Source organism: Xanthobacter dioxanivorans (assembly GCF_016807805.1).
Taxonomy (GTDB): Bacteria; Pseudomonadota; Alphaproteobacteria; order Rhizobiales; family Xanthobacteraceae; genus Xanthobacter; species Xanthobacter dioxanivorans.
This window is the reverse complement of sequence record NZ_CP063362.1, coordinates 5,595,722-5,609,062: the sequence shown is the minus strand read 5'-3', so window position 1 is coordinate 5,609,062 and position 13,341 is coordinate 5,595,722. Positions and strand designations below refer to the sequence as shown.

12 protein-coding genes are annotated in these 13,341 nt (G+C 67.5%); 8 read left to right on the top strand and 4 right to left on the bottom strand.

The window, feature by feature from the left end:
* Nucleotides 1–213 precede the first annotated feature (213 nt).
* The 5 genes from EZH22_RS26130 (at nucleotide 214) to EZH22_RS26110 (ending at nucleotide 5,081) form a co-directional block, all read left to right on the top strand.
* Nucleotides 214–678: a DUF2948 family protein gene (locus tag EZH22_RS26130; protein ID WP_203193289.1), complete on the top strand. Its 465-nt coding sequence runs from the start codon at nucleotides 214–216 to the stop codon at nucleotides 676–678.
* 379 nt (nucleotides 679–1,057) lie between these two features.
* Nucleotides 1,058–2,644, top strand: a complete 1,587-nt coding sequence (locus EZH22_RS26125; RefSeq protein WP_203193288.1) for a putative bifunctional diguanylate cyclase/phosphodiesterase — start codon at nucleotides 1,058–1,060, stop codon at nucleotides 2,642–2,644.
* A gap of 165 nt (nucleotides 2,645–2,809) precedes the next feature.
* Entirely contained in the window at nucleotides 2,810–4,102 is a 1,293-nt protein-coding gene (hisD, locus tag EZH22_RS26120; RefSeq protein ID WP_203193287.1) for a histidinol dehydrogenase, read from the top strand.
* 16 nt (nucleotides 4,103–4,118) lie between these two features.
* Complete coding sequence (locus EZH22_RS26115; RefSeq protein ID WP_203193286.1) at nucleotides 4,119–4,613, top strand: UPF0262 family protein; 495 nt, start codon at nucleotides 4,119–4,121, stop codon at nucleotides 4,611–4,613.
* 6 nt (nucleotides 4,614–4,619) lie between these two features.
* Entirely contained in the window at nucleotides 4,620–5,081 is a 462-nt protein-coding gene (locus EZH22_RS26110; protein WP_203193285.1) for an arsenate-mycothiol transferase ArsC, read from the top strand.
* Nucleotides 5,082–5,377: 296 nt separating this feature from the next.
* Here EZH22_RS26110 and EZH22_RS26105 read toward each other — a convergent pair whose 3' ends face one another.
* A complete protein-coding gene (locus EZH22_RS26105) occupies nucleotides 5,378–6,496 on the bottom strand; it encodes an Ldh family oxidoreductase (protein WP_203193284.1) in 1,119 nt (372 codons plus the stop codon).
* Nucleotides 6,497–6,753: 257 nt separating this feature from the next.
* Here EZH22_RS26105 and EZH22_RS26100 point away from each other — a divergent pair, with 257 nt between their 5' ends.
* The 3 genes from EZH22_RS26100 (at nucleotide 6,754) to EZH22_RS26095 (ending at nucleotide 8,782) form a co-directional block, all read left to right on the top strand.
* Complete coding sequence (locus EZH22_RS26100) at nucleotides 6,754–7,800, top strand: GntR family transcriptional regulator (RefSeq protein ID WP_203193283.1); 1,047 nt, start codon at nucleotides 6,754–6,756, stop codon at nucleotides 7,798–7,800.
* A gap of 230 nt (nucleotides 7,801–8,030) precedes the next feature.
* Nucleotides 8,031–8,159, top strand: a complete 129-nt coding sequence (locus EZH22_RS32460; protein ID WP_269902894.1) for a hypothetical protein — start codon at nucleotides 8,031–8,033, stop codon at nucleotides 8,157–8,159.
* A gap of 65 nt (nucleotides 8,160–8,224) precedes the next feature.
* Entirely contained in the window at nucleotides 8,225–8,782 is a 558-nt protein-coding gene (locus tag EZH22_RS26095; protein ID WP_203193282.1) for a hypothetical protein, read from the top strand.
* Nucleotides 8,783–8,874: 92 nt separating this feature from the next.
* On the opposite strand, the gene EZH22_RS26090 is transcribed toward EZH22_RS26095, so the two are convergent.
* The 3 genes from EZH22_RS26090 to EZH22_RS26080 form a co-directional block, all read right to left on the bottom strand.
* Nucleotides 8,875–9,297, bottom strand: coding sequence for a SufE family protein (locus EZH22_RS26090; protein ID WP_203193281.1), 423 nt, complete (start codon nucleotides 9,295–9,297; stop codon nucleotides 8,875–8,877).
* Nucleotides 9,298–9,492: 195 nt separating this feature from the next.
* Nucleotides 9,493–10,656 carry a ribonuclease D gene (rnd, locus tag EZH22_RS26085; protein ID WP_203193280.1) on the bottom strand — a complete coding sequence of 388 codons (1,164 nt, stop codon included), beginning with the start codon at nucleotides 10,654–10,656 and terminating at the stop codon, nucleotides 9,493–9,495.
* Between the two features lie 225 nt (nucleotides 10,657–10,881).
* On the bottom strand, nucleotides 10,882–13,119 hold the full coding sequence (locus EZH22_RS26080) for a putative bifunctional diguanylate cyclase/phosphodiesterase (RefSeq protein ID WP_203193279.1): 2,238 nt from the start codon (nucleotides 13,117–13,119) through the stop codon (nucleotides 10,882–10,884).
* Nucleotides 13,120–13,341: the final 222 nt, after the last annotated feature.

The following is a 13,341-nucleotide window of genomic DNA, read 5'->3' as shown; positions in this document are numbered from 1 at the left end:
ATCTCGGTAGCGCCGCTGCGCGCCGAGGCGTTGCCCGCGGATTTGGCGCAACCCGTTGCAGAGAGGAGGTCGGATGCCGCGCCGCGTCCGGGTGCCTCGCCGGTCGCGTCCTGTTTCGCCAGATGCTGTCGGCGTGGCCCGGATGCGTGGCCGCCCCTTGAAGCGCGGGCCCTGTATCGCTATGTGCGGTGTGGCCAGAAAGGCAGCCAAGCCATGGAAAACTTGAAGCTCATCGCCCTCGACGAGGAGGATCTCGCCATCGTCTCCGCGCATCTGCAGGATGCGGTGGTGAAGATGGAAGATATGGGTTTCCTGCCCCGGCTCCAGCGGTTCGCCATGGTGCTGAACCGCTTCGACTGGGACCAGAAGGTCTGCGCCAACGAGACGGTGCGTCGTCGCACCGGCCTGCATTTCGAGCGGGTGCTGGAGGCGAAGTGCCGGGGCATGGACGAGGCGCGCCGGACCGGCGTGCTCAATCTCCTGGCTGTCACCTTCCTTCCCGGCGAGGCGCCATCGGGCCATGTGCTGCTCACCTTTTCCGGTGGCGCGGAAGTGCGGCTCCACGTGGAGTGCATCGAGGCGGGGTTCCGGGATCTCGGGCCGGCCTGGGGGTGCACCCATGCACCCAAGCATCCGCTGCCCGAGGATCCGGCTGCGGACAAGGGCACGGCAGCCTAGATCATTTCCCCGTTTCGCGGAATCGGGAAAATGATCCAAGTTATTGCGTAGACGCGTTTTTTACGCGAACCGGTCCCCGCTTCGCTCGAAAGCGCTCAAGGCGCGCGCGTTTCACTTCAGGCATTGCCGGGGCGTTCGGATTGCGATCGCCGGAGTCCCCAAGCCGGCTCCGGCGAAGCCGGCCGTGCGCGCAAGTCCTTGCAGGACTGTGAAAAAATTTGTCAAAATGATGTGATTTCGTGCGGCATTTTATCGCTGCGCGCTGTGCTAGAGTCCAGCGCTGATGCAGCGCTGCCATGCAGATGGTGTTTCGGTGCCGCTTAGATGAAGGGTTTGACCTGGCGCACAGCATTCAGGCTTCGCAAGGGGAGGGTCAAGCATGTTGCACAGGCAGCTTACCTCTGCAGACCGAAGCAGGGGGCGCTTATTTTATTTCATTATCTTTCTGGTATCGGTGTGCATCTGGATTATTCTCGTCTCGATTGATTTTTCCGAGCGGATTTTTAGCCTAAATCGAACCTATGAATCGTTGCATTTGGATGAGATTTATTCTGGTTTCGTGGTCGCGACGTTCGCCCTGATCGCCATATTGGTCGTGCACGAACGCCGCCTCCGCGCGGAGATCGCCGAACGCCGATATGCGGAAAAGGCGGCACGGGATGCAGCCCATTTCGACGCCCTGACCGGCATCGCGAACCGCGCCCTGTTTCAACAGGAGTTTGGTCAGGCGCTGAAGCGCGCGGAACAGAGCCAGACGCGGCTCGCGCTTCTGGTGATCGATATTGATCAATTCTCGACCGTCAACGACATGTGGGGTTACAGTGCGGGAGACGAAATCCTGTATCTTGCCGCGACGCGACTGCGCACATGCCTGCAAGGCGAGGATTTCGTCGCGCGGCTTGGCAGCGATGAGTTCTCTATGCTGTTCCCGATGCTGTCTGAGGAGCCGGATAAGCTGTTTCGGTTGGCGACGCGTGTCCTGAATATTTTGCACGAGCCCTTCGTCTATCAGGACAAGCAGGTCAAGATTACCGCCAGCATCGGCATCAGCAAGTTTCCCCGTGACGGCGTGACGGAGACCGTGCTCCTCCAATGCGCGGAGACCGCCATGTGGCAGGCGAAAGCCGCCGGGAAGGACCGCTACGCCCTTTATGACCCCACCCTCGATGAGCGTCGGCGCGCGCGGCTTGCGATGGAGGCCGATCTGCACGATGGCTTCGAGCGGGGCGAAATCATCGCCCACTATCAGCCGCTGGTGGATCTCGCGAGCCGGCGGATCATGGGGTTCGAGGCCCTCGCCCGGTGGAACCACCCCACGCGCGGGCTTCTGGGTGCGCCGGCTTTTATCCCCATCGCCGAGGATGCCGGGCTTGTGGACACCCTGTTTACCGCGATGCTCAGGCGGGTGTGCGAGGACACGCGGGAGTGGCCCGCGGAATTTACCGTTGCCATCAACCTCTCGCCCATGCAGTTGCTCGATCCCCAATTGCCGCGCCGCATCCTCGATCTCCTCTCGGCCATGCAGGTGCCGCCCCAGCGCATCGAGCTCGAGATCACCGAGACTGCCCTGGTGCAGGATTTTGAGGCCGCGCGGCGGAGCATGTCGGCTTTGAGGGCGGAGGGCGTGTGCATGTCCCTCGACGATTTCGGCACGGGGTTTTCCAGCCTGCGGCACCTCTACGAGCTGCCCATCGACAAGATCAAGATCGACCGGTCCTTCACCGCCCACATCGTGGATGATCCCCAGTGCCGCAAGATCGTCGCTTCCATGCTCGGTCTTGGCCGCTCGCTGGAGCTTGTGACCGTTGCCGAGGGCGTCGAGACGCCCGAAGAGGCGGATTGGTTGCGCGGCCAGGGCTGTTCGCTGGGGCAGGGCTACCTGTTCGCCCGCCCCATGAGCGCCGCGGACGCCGGCGCACTGGCGCACGCCGAGGTCCGCCGCTCCCTGGCGCAGCGCCAGGCATAGAGGCAAGGGGAGGGCCGGCGCGGGCGAAGGCCTCGGTTCCGCCGGATGCGAGCCGACCGGATAACTCTTTCTCCCCTTGAGGTTGGAGCCGGATCGGCTGGCCCGCCCCCGGGCAGGCCCAAGGCAGGGCTTCCCTCGCGGGCGAACCTGCTCTAGCAAGGCGGCATGCCGATCCGCCTTTCGACCGAACAATCCGACTTCTCCGAGCGTTTCACCGCCTTCCTCGGGTCCAAGCGCGAGGCGTCGGTGGACGTGCAGGACCAGGTGGCCGCCATCATCGCCGACGTGCGCGCGCGCGGCGACCGGGCGCTGATCGATCTCTCCCGCACCTTCGATCGGGTGGACCTCGAGGTCCTTGGCCTCAGGGTGACCGATGCCGAGCTCGACGCGGCGCTCGTCTCCATCCCCGCGGACACGCGCGAGGCGCTCGTCTTCGCCAAGGGGCGCATCGAATCGCACCACGCCCGGCAGAAGCCGACCGACGACAGCTATACGGACAGCGCCGGCGTGGTGCTGGGGCACCGCTGGACCAGTGTGGACGCCGTGGGGCTCTATGTTCCCGGTGGCACGGCGGCCTATCCCTCTTCCGTCCTCATGAATGCGGTGCCGGCCCAGGTGGCCGGCGTGCCGCGCATCGTCATGGTGGTCCCGGCCCCTGACGGCGAAATCGCGCCGCTCGTGCTGGCGGCGGCGCGCCTTGCCGGCGTGCACGAGGTGTATCGGGTCGGCGGCGCGCAGGCTGTGGCGGCGCTGGCCTATGGCACGCAGACCATCAAGCCGGTGGACAAGATCGTCGGCCCGGGCAACGCCTATGTGGCGGCGGCCAAGCGGCAGGTGTTCGGCAAGGTTGGCATCGACATGGTGGCCGGCCCGTCCGAGGTGCTCATTCTCGCCGATGGCGAGGCGAACTCCGACTGGATCGCCGCCGACCTTCTCGCCCAGGCCGAGCACGACACCGCCGCCCAGTCCATCCTCATCACCGATTCGCCGGCCCTGGCGGACGCGGTGGAGAAGGCGGTGGAAGGCATGCTCCTGAACCTCCCGCGCGCCGCCATCGCTTCGGCCTCCTGGCGCGACCATGGGGCGATCATCCTGGTGGAGAGCCTGGCCGCGGCCATCCCGCTGGTGGATCGCCTCGCTCCGGAGCACCTGGAGATCCACGCCGCGGCGGCGGAAGACCTCGCGGCGGAGGTGCGCCATGCCGGGGCGATCTTCATCGGCGCGTTCACGCCGGAAGCCATCGGCGACTATGTGGGCGGCACCAACCACGTCCTGCCCACCGCTCGCTCGGCGCGCTTTTCCTCGGGCCTTTCCGTGCTCGACTTCATGAAGCGCACGTCCATCCTGAAGCTCGATGCGGATGCCCTGGAGAAGCTCGGACCCGCCGCCGTGCGCCTGGCTGGCGTCGAGCGGCTCGATGCTCACGGCCGATCCGTTTCCATCCGCACCAACCGATGACCCGGAGCCAGAGGCGATGAGCGACAAGCCGGCAGCCCGCCCATCGGCCCGCCTCTGCGCGGTCACCCTCGACGATGCGTCCATCGGCCATGCCAGCGCGGACATCGACCACGAGCGCGCGACCGCCATCTGGGACCTGGTGGAGGACAATTCCTTCTTTCCGTGCGGCGATCCCGGCGAGGGGCCTTACAGGCTCCACATCTCGCTCATGGAGAACCGGCTGGTGCTCGACATCAAGCGGGAGGGCGGGGAGCAGGTGGTGCAGCATCACCTTTCCCTCGCGCCCTTCCGCAAGGTTGTGAAGGACTATTTCCTCGTCTGCGAGAGCTATTACAACGCCATCCGCACCGCCTCGCCGAGCCAGATCGAGGCCATCGACATGGGCCGGCGCGGCCTGCACAACGAGGGGTCGACGCTCCTGCGCGAGCGGCTCGACGGCAAGGTGGAACTCGATTTCGACTCCGCGCGGCGCCTCTTTACCCTCATCTGCGCGCTGCACTGGAAAGGCTGAGCGGCGATGGAGCCCCCTGCGGCGCCGAAGCGCTCAGCGCGGCCGCAATCGGTTCTCTTCATGTGCGGGCAGAACGTCGTGCGCTCCGTGATGGCGGCGGCGCTGGCGAAGCACCTGTTCGGCAAGTCGCTTTATGTGGGCTCCGCGGGCGTGATCGCAGGCGACCCCGACCCCTTCGTCACTGCCGTGATGGAGGAGATCGGCCTCGACGTGCACCGGCATCGGCCGCAGAGCGTGGAGGATCTCGAGGAATATGAGGGCCTCAGCTTCGACCTTGCCATCTCGCTCTCCCCGGACGCCCACCATCGCGCCCTGGAACTGACCCGCACCAACGCGCTCGACGTGGAATACTGGCCCACCTCGGATCCCACCGGCGAGGGGGGCAACCGCGAGCAGCGGCTGGAGGCCTACCGCGCCGTGCGCGACGAGCTGGAACAGCGCATCAGGACCCGCTTCCGCCATCCGTAGGATCGGACGGCACTTGCGGCGAAGCCCTGCAATCCCTGGTTTTCGACGTCACCCCGCTGGCAGGACAGCAGCACCGGCCGGGCAGGGGACATGGCCGGCAGACTCGCCGGTTTCGCGCCTCTATTTCACGTCAAAAAATTGATTATTGACGCAATTCACTTCGCATATAAGATCGCTGGAAATTATAGGTTGTGAATTATGACGATCATTCGCGGGCGCGTCCTGAGGGACAGCTTCTTCTTCCTTCTCGCCTACGGCGTCATCGTCGCGGCGATCGTGTTCGGCTGAGCGGCCGTTCAGCTCACCGGCCGGGGCCGGGGCAGGGCGAACCGCGTGGCGATGCGATCGAACGCCTCGGCGGTGGCGGGATCGATGGGGATCCCTTCCATCTGCCGTTGGGCCGCCACCGTCCATTCCCGATCCCCGGGTGCCATCACCATGTCCCCTGGTGCGGGGCAGGAGGCGCGCAGGGTGTCGCGGTAGCGTTTCATCGCCACGTCGAATTCCATTTCCGTCACGAAGGCTCCCGGTTTCAGAGCCATGACGAAGGCCCCCACGTTGCGTGGCGTCGCAAAGTCCGGGCCGCCCATGGGGGCGATGTCGAAGGACAGCCGCGCCCCTGCCAGCACGGCGCTGAACACCTCCACCACGCCGGCAAGCGCCGCCCCCTTGAAGCCGAAGGCCGCGCCCAAGGGGGCCAGCATGTCCACCGCATGCGGGTCCGTGGTGTCGTGGCCGACTGCGTCCGAGGCGACCTCCGGCGGCAGCGCCTGCCCGAGGCTGCGGTAGAGCAGCACGCGATTGTAGGGGATGGCGCTGGTGGCCATGTCGAGCAGCCAGGGGTCTTCGTCGCGCACGGGCACGCCCATGGCGATGGGATTGGTGCCGTGGAAGCGTTCCGCTCCGCCGTGCAGGCGCACGAAACTGTCGGAATTGCAAAAGGCGAGCCCGATGAAGCCGTTCTCCGCCGCTTCGAGCGCATAGGCCCCGGCGGCGCCGAAATGGGAGGAATTGCGGATCGCCACGGCGCCGATGCCGTAAAGGCTGGCTTTCTCCATGGCGAGGTCCATGGCGGCATAGGCCGCGCGCGCCCCGTGGCCATGGTCCGCATCGAGCGTCGCCACCGCCGCGGCGCCTTGATGGAAGCGCAGGTCCGGCGCTCCCTTTACCCGGCCGCCGGCAATCACCGTGACATAATGGTCCAGCAGCCGCACGCCGTGGCTGTCCACACCGAAGCGCGATCCGTGCAGCATGGCGCGGCTCGCCGCGGCGGCCGTGTCGGCGTCCGCCCCGGCGGCACCGAGGGCCGCCTCGCAGAAGGCGAGCAGCCCGTCGGCGCGATGCCGCTCAATCGCCGCCGGGGCGGGAGCGGTGGACTCGGTCGAGGGCGGCTGCTGCGTACCGTGCTGCGTCATGGCCATGTCCTGAGGGGCAATTCCCCGCCACCGGTGCTGTGCGGGAAGGAAAGTTTGGGTGTTTGGTGTACACACCAAACATTCATCTTGTAAATATCCGGCGGGCGCGACGATCCGCGCGGCCGCCGGATGCGGGACAAGTCCTTGGCCGGCTTGGCATGTGCCGTGGCGTCGGGCACGTTTCGCACGGCGGGGCACCGAGGTGTCCTCGCGGCGCGCAGCGCGTGGCAGGCGGGAATTGGGGGAGGGGGCGCGGAATGCCGGTAGAGGTGTCTCCATTGGTTCCGGAGGGACCTGCGTCCACGGCCACGCCGAAGGCGGAGCGGCAGGCGCCGAGCGGCATTTCCCCCCGGTTGCATGAACGCGCCTTCGACATCCTCGCCGCACAGATCGCCTCGGGCGTCCTGGTCACCGGGGAGCGCCTGCTCGAATCACGTGTGGCGGAGCGGTTCGGCATCTCCCGGGCGCCGGCGCGGCAGGCGCTTGCGCGTTTGGAGCGTCTCGGGCTGGTGCGCCGCGCCGAGGGGCACGGCTTCATCGTGGAGCGCCTTTCGGGCACGCTGTCCGTGTCGTCCGCCGACGTGGCGGCGGGCGACGCGCCGGTGCAGCTTGCGCCGGAAGCGTCGTGGGAGCGCATCTATCGCAGTGTGGAGCAGGAAGTGGTGGCGCGCACCGCCTTCGGTGCCTGGCGCGTGGTGGAGAACCATCTGGCCGCGCATTACGGGGTCAGCCGCACGGTCGCCCGGGAGGTCCTCTCCCGCCTGCATCAGCGGGGTGTGGTGCGCAAGGATGCGCGCCTGCACTGGCATGCCCCGGCGCTCACCCCGGCCTATGTGGCGGAGTTGTTCGACATGCGCGCCATCCTGGAGCCGGCCGCGCTGCTGAGGGCTTTCCCGCATTTGCCGACCGAAACCATCCCGCGGCTCAGGAGCGACCTGCTGGACGCCATGGAGACGCCGTCCGCGCTTGATGCCGCGCGGCTCTCCGGATTGGAGGAGGATCTTCACGTGGGCCTCATCGGCCATTGCGGCAACGCCACCCTGATGGAGGCGCTCGGCACCTGCCACACGCTGCTGGTGGCGCTGACCTTCCTGTACAGCCGCGAACCGCGTTTTCATGCGCAGGAGCCGGTGCTTCCGGAGCATCTCGCGGTGGTCGAGCACCTGGCCGCCGGCCACCCCGACGCGGCGGCGGAGGCCCTGCGGGACCATCTGAAGGGCTCTTTCGGTCGCGCGCTCGAGCGACTTGACCGTGTGCGGCGCGACTTTGTGCCGGAACCCGTGCCCTATCTCGTCGCCGTCTAGGAGTGGACAGGCCGGCCGGGCCATGGTCACCGGCCCTACAGATGCCCGGAAGTGCTGCCGCATGAGTCACATGGGCGTGACGCCACTGGTGGCGCCGCCTGCTCCCCCCATTTCATATACGGCAAGGCTGGCGTCCGGCGGGCGAATTTGGCTAGAATGAATTTGTTCGCCGGCGCACGGCCCGCCAGCATGCGGTCATCCCGTCGCAGGCGTTTCGGTGGAGAATATCCATGTCGTCCCTCGTTGCCGCTTCCGCCTTCGCCCTCGCAGCGTTCGTCATGGCGTCGGCCCTTGCGCTGCGCGCCCAGCGCCGTCAGGCGGTACCGGTGCGCGTGCGCGCCAAGCGCGGCCAGAGGTGAGGGCCGGCTCGACCATTCGCGGCAATCCCCGCATCATCTCCTTCTGATCGGCAGGGGGCACCGCAGTGGCCGGGCAGTCCGTCGGCGGTGGCTCCGGCGCGCGCATCGAAATCGGTGTTCAGCGCGTCTCGCAGCTCTTCAACATGCTGGACCCGTTCCCGTTCCGGGAGCGGGATCTCGATCCGGATGCGGAAGCGTTCATCGTCGAATGGGCGCGGGAGCTGCCGCGAAACGCGCCCATCCACATCCTGGTCCATCTGCCCGCCGACGAGGCCGCGTCAGCTGAGGGGCGCGGGCTCGCCGAGGCGCTCAGCCACTACTTTGCCACCCAGGAGCGGACCCTTGCGGCCGAGCTGCGGGAGTTGTTTCGCATCGGGCGGCTGTCGCTGGCCATCGGCGGCGCGGTGCTCGCCGTCTGCCTCGCGCTGGCCGGGCTGATTTCGGACGTCATGGGGTTGGAGCGGCTTTCCGGCTTTGCCGGAGAGGGGCTGCTGATTCTCGGCTGGGTTGCCCTGTGGCGGCCCATGGAGATCTTCCTCTACGACTGGTGGCCCATCGCGCGCCGCCGCGCGCTCTACCGTCGCCTCGCGGCTGCGGAGGTGCGCGTGCAGGCCAACGGTTAGGACGCCGCCTCCCAGGCGCACCGGTCTCCGGCACCGGTCCGGCGCCGGCTTTCGCGGCCGGCGCGGGTTCTTCTGGGTCGGGGCGCCCGTCCTCAGGCGGCGGCGAGGGCGGCGCGGGCGTGGCCGCGAATGCGCTCCACCATCGAGCGTAGACCGTTGGAGCGCTGCGGCGTCAGATGCCCCTCGAGGCCGATCTGGCGGAAGACGCCGAGGATATCCGTCTCCAGGATGTCCTTGGGGCTGTGGCCGGACACCAGCGTCAGCAGCACCGCCACCAGTCCGCGCACGATATGCGCGTCGGAATCACCCTGGAATTCGATGATGGGGCCGGTGGGGGTCTGCCGGAGCTCGGAGATGAGCCACACCTGGCTGGCGCAACCCTGCACCTTGTTGGTTTCCGTGCGATCCGCCTCGGGAAAGGGCGGCAGCTTTTTGCCCAGCTCGATCACGTGCCGGTAGCGGTCTTCCCAATTGTCCAAAAATTCAAAATCTGCAATGAGATCGTCAGCATTCATGAGGTCAATTCCTCGTCCCGTCCCACACCTCCGCCGCACGGCGGCCGAGCGCAATACCGCTCCTTGCGGTGCAGCATAACACAGCCGGCAAAGACCTGCGCCCGATTTATCCGCGAGGGCGGGCCGCGCGGTGCCGAAAGGGCCGGGCATCGACCCGCTTCCGCCCGGCCGGATGCACCGCTGCGCTTCGTTTCCCTAGCGTTCTTCTTCCTGTCGCTCTACCGCGACCACCCGCCCGCGTTCGACGGCGAGCGCAAGGCGCCCCGCCTTGAGCGCCAGCGCGCGATCCCCGAACAGCTCGCGCCGCCAACCCTTCAGGGCCTGCACATCCGCATCGTCGCTCACGGCGATGCGCTCCAGGTCCTCGGTGGTGGCGATCACCTTGGCGGCCACCGCATTCTGCTCGGCCGTCATGCGCAGAAGCACCTTCAGCAGCTCCACCGTTGCGCTTGCGCCATTGGGCAGCGGCTTGTCGCGCTCGATGCGCGGCAGCGTCTTCGGGTCGCGGGCGAGACCGCGCCGGACCGCATCCAGAACCGCCTCGCCATAGCGCGAGCGCTCGAAGCCCTTCGGGACCGAACGCAGCTCGGCCAGTTTTTCGGGGCTCTGCGGCTGCTGCAGGGCGATCTCGCCGATCACGTCGTCCTTGATCACCCGGCCGCGCGGCAGGTCGCGGGCCTGTGCCTCCCGCTCGCGCCAGGCGGCCAGCTCCACCAGCACCGCCAGCTCCCGGGGCTTGCGCACGCGTGACTTCAAACGCTCCCACGCGGTATCCGGATCCTGTTCATAGGTGGCCGGAGAGGTGAGCACATGCATTTCCTCGCCCACCCACTCGCCACGGCCACGCGTTTCGAGGTCGGTGGTGAGCTTGATGTAGATGTCCCGCAGGTGCGTGACGTCGGCGATGGCGTAGGTGATCTGCGCCTGACTGAGCGGCCGGCGCGACCAGTCGGTGAAGCGGGACGACTTGTCGAGGTTGTGGCCGGTCGTGCGCTGCACCAATTGGTCGTAGGAAATGCTGTCGCCATAGCCAAGCACCATGGCCGCCACCTGGGTGTCGAACACCGGATGGGGAATGAGTCGCGCCTGGTGCCAGATGATCTCGATGTCTTGCCGGCCGGCATGAAACACCTTCATCACCCGCTCATTCCCCATCAGGCGGTAGAGGGGGGCGAGGTCGAGGCCGTCGGCGAGCGCGTCGATGAGGATCGCCTCGTCCGGCGAGGCCACCTGCACCACGCAGAGCTTCGGCCAGAACGTGGTTTCCCTGAGGAATTCCGTGTCGACGGTGACGAAAGGATGGCGGGCGAGGCGCTCGCAGGCCGCAGCCAGCGCCTCGGTCGAGGTGATCGGATCCATGCGCAGACCATACCCATGCCGCGCCGTCGGGAAAAGGGAATGTGGCGCGAATTTGTCACGCGGTCGGGCCGCCTGGCTTCAGCGTCCCCGGCCATGGCCGGATGTCCGGCAGGCAGCGGGCGAAGGCGCGCGCTGCCCTTCGACCATCATGCGACGCGGAATGCGCGTCCGCGACCGTCGCCGGCACCTGTAGCCGAGGACCCGCTCAGGCGACGGGACGAGGTGTCACGCCACCGTCGCCCGGGCGAGCCGCAGCGCCTCCTCGGCCGTGCCGGGGCGGCCGAGGAGGTAGCCCTGCAGGTGCGAGCAGCCCTGCTCGGTCATGATGCGCCTTTGGGCCTCGGTCTCGATGCCTTCGCCGGTGCAGCGCAGCGAGAGGGTGCGCGCCAGGCTGGTGATGGCCTCCACGATGGCGCGGCTCTGCGCGGAGTGCTCGACCTCCTCCACGAAGGAGCGATCCACCTTGATGCGGCCGATGCGCAGCATCTTCAGGTAGCGCAGCGAGGAATAGCCGGTGCCGAAATCGTCGAGGGTGATGGTGATGCCCTCCTCGCGGAACTGGTCCAGGGTCGCCCGCACCATGGGGCCTTCCAGCAACAGGGTGGATTCGGTGATCTCGATCTCCAACCGCTCCGGGGCAAGGCCGGAGGCGTCGAGGGCGGCGCGCACCTGGTGGAAGGCCTGCGCGCCGCGGAACTGGATCGGCGAGAGGTTCACCGCGACGAACAGGTGGGACGGCCACTGGGTGGCGGCGCGGCAGGCCTCCTTCAGCGCCCACGCTCCGAGCGGAAGAATCAGGCCGGTTTCTTCGGCGAGCGCGATGAATACGTCGGCCGGCACCATGCCCCGCTGGGGATGGTGCCAGCGCGCCAGGGCCTCGAACCCGGCGAGGGCGCCGCTCTCCGCCTCGAAGATGGGCTGGTAGGCGAGATGGAGCTGCCCGTCCTTCCATGCGGTCTGGAGGTCGAGCTCGAGGGCGCGCAGTTCACGGGCGTTGCGCTCCATTTCCTCCTGGAACACCCGCGCCACGCCGCGCCCGTCGCCCTTGGCGCGGTAGAGGGCGAGGTCGGCATTCTTCAGCAGGCTGACGACGTTGGTCCCATCCCGGGGCGAGAGGGCGATGCCGATGCTGCAGCCGCCGAGCAGCCGGTGGTTGTCGATGAGGTACGGCTCGCGCAGCAGCTCGATGATCGACTGGGCGAAGTCGAGCGCCGCCGCGTCGTCGGTGACGCCCCGGCTCAGGATCGCGAACTCGTCGCCGCCGAGCCGCGCGACGGTGTCGCCGGGCGGGAGCCAGCGGCGGATGCGCTCCGACACCCGCACCAGCATCGCGTCGCCGAGGTTGTGACCCAGCGTGTCGTTCACCGCCTTGAAGTAATCGAGATCGAGGAAGAGCAGGGCGAAGGGCTGGGCCGGCGCGGGGCCTCCCACCAGATTCTCGATCTGCTCGGCGAAGCCCAGGCGGTTGGTGAGGTGGGTGAGAGGATCGCGGCGGGCGGCGGCGTGCTGCGCGTCGGCAAAGGCGCGCTCGTCGTTGACGTGCCGCACCAGGCTGTAGCTCACGAGGCCGATGGTGAGGCAGATGAAGCCCGCGGCGACCGCGATGGGCATCAACCGCCCCCACATCACGGCGGCGACGGAGGCGGTGCCGTCGGTCACGGCGATGGCGAGGGGCAGGCCGGCGATGGGCCTGACGGCGGCGATCCGGGACTTGTCGTCGAACGTGCCCGCCGGCAGCTGTCCGGTGAAGCCGGGTCCGAAGAGGAGCCGAGCCACGCGCTCCCGCACGGCGTCCCCGCTCGGCGCGGCGCCGGTGCCGGCGGGGGAGCGTGCGAGCACGGCGCCATCGGCGCGCACCAGGGCGATGAGCCCCTCGTTGCCGAGGCGGATGGTGCTGTAGAAATGCTCGAAATAGGATTGCTCCATGGCCCCGAGCACGAGGCCGAGGAAGGCGCCCTCGGGCGTGGTGAAGCGGTGGGCGAGGTAGATCGTCACCGATCCGGTGCTGCGATTGGTCACCGGCTCGCTGATGAACACCGGCGGCCCCCGCATGGTGCTCAGGCTGCTGAAATAGTCCCGGTCCGCCACGTTCACCGCGGGAATGGGCCAGTAGCGGGAGAAGTTGATGAGGCGACCGCTGTCGTCGATGAGGGTGATGGCGTCCAGATAGGGCAGGCCCGAGATCTTCTCGTGCATCAGCTGGTGGACCGCCTGCGTACCCATCTGCGCGGCGAGTTCCTCCCGGTTCGACAGCTTCTGGGTCTGGATGTGATCGATGATGTCTTCCTGCACGATCTGCAGGCTCTGGAAGGCGCGGGCGGTCTGCTCCGCGAGGGTCATGGCGAGGTTGTCGAGTTCGCGCCGCCGGTCCTTCACGCCGTCATCGCGCAGCGTCGACATCAGGACGCCCGCCGCGACGATCACCACGAGGATGAGCAGCGCCGCCAGGATGACCAGGGGCATGGTTCCCGGTATGCGTCGGAGAGGTTCGCGCGCACCGCGCTCCAGTCCGTCCACCGTTGTCATTCGCGCCTCACGCCCGACACGCCGCGTTGCGTCCTCCGTCGCGTCACCGCCTTGCGCTGCCAGTGACTCGCCAGAGGCATCGGGCGAATTCTAAGGAGGCATCGAGCGATGCGGCGAGGAAATTCTAACATGTGGCGAATCCAGCTGAACAGCACTCCG

Excerpts from the sequence above, each read along its gene's own strand:
- EZH22_RS32460 (WP_269902894.1), top strand. The coding sequence starts at position 8,031 with ATGTCGTCCCTCGTTGCCGCTTCCGCCTTCGCCCTCGCAGCGTTCGTC.
- EZH22_RS26130 (WP_203193289.1), top strand. The coding sequence starts at position 214 with ATGGAAAACTTGAAGCTCATCGCCCTCGACGAGGAGGATCTCGCCATC.
- EZH22_RS26110 (WP_203193285.1), top strand. The coding sequence starts at position 4,620 with ATGGAGCCCCCTGCGGCGCCGAAGCGCTCAGCGCGGCCGCAATCGGTT.
- EZH22_RS26090 (WP_203193281.1), bottom strand. The coding sequence starts at position 9,297 with ATGAATGCTGACGATCTCATTGCAGATTTTGAATTTTTGGACAATTGG.
- EZH22_RS26115 (WP_203193286.1), top strand. The coding sequence starts at position 4,119 with ATGAGCGACAAGCCGGCAGCCCGCCCATCGGCCCGCCTCTGCGCGGTC.
- EZH22_RS26125 (WP_203193288.1), top strand. The coding sequence starts at position 1,058 with ATGTTGCACAGGCAGCTTACCTCTGCAGACCGAAGCAGGGGGCGCTTA.
- hisD (WP_203193287.1), top strand. The coding sequence starts at position 2,810 with ATGCCGATCCGCCTTTCGACCGAACAATCCGACTTCTCCGAGCGTTTC.
- EZH22_RS26105 (WP_203193284.1), bottom strand. The coding sequence starts at position 6,496 with ATGACGCAGCACGGTACGCAGCAGCCGCCCTCGACCGAGTCCACCGCT.
- EZH22_RS26100 (WP_203193283.1), top strand. The coding sequence starts at position 6,754 with ATGCCGGTAGAGGTGTCTCCATTGGTTCCGGAGGGACCTGCGTCCACG.
- EZH22_RS26080 (WP_203193279.1), bottom strand. The coding sequence starts at position 13,119 with ATGCCCCTGGTCATCCTGGCGGCGCTGCTCATCCTCGTGGTGATCGTC.
- rnd (WP_203193280.1), bottom strand. The coding sequence starts at position 10,656 with ATGGATCCGATCACCTCGACCGAGGCGCTGGCTGCGGCCTGCGAGCGC.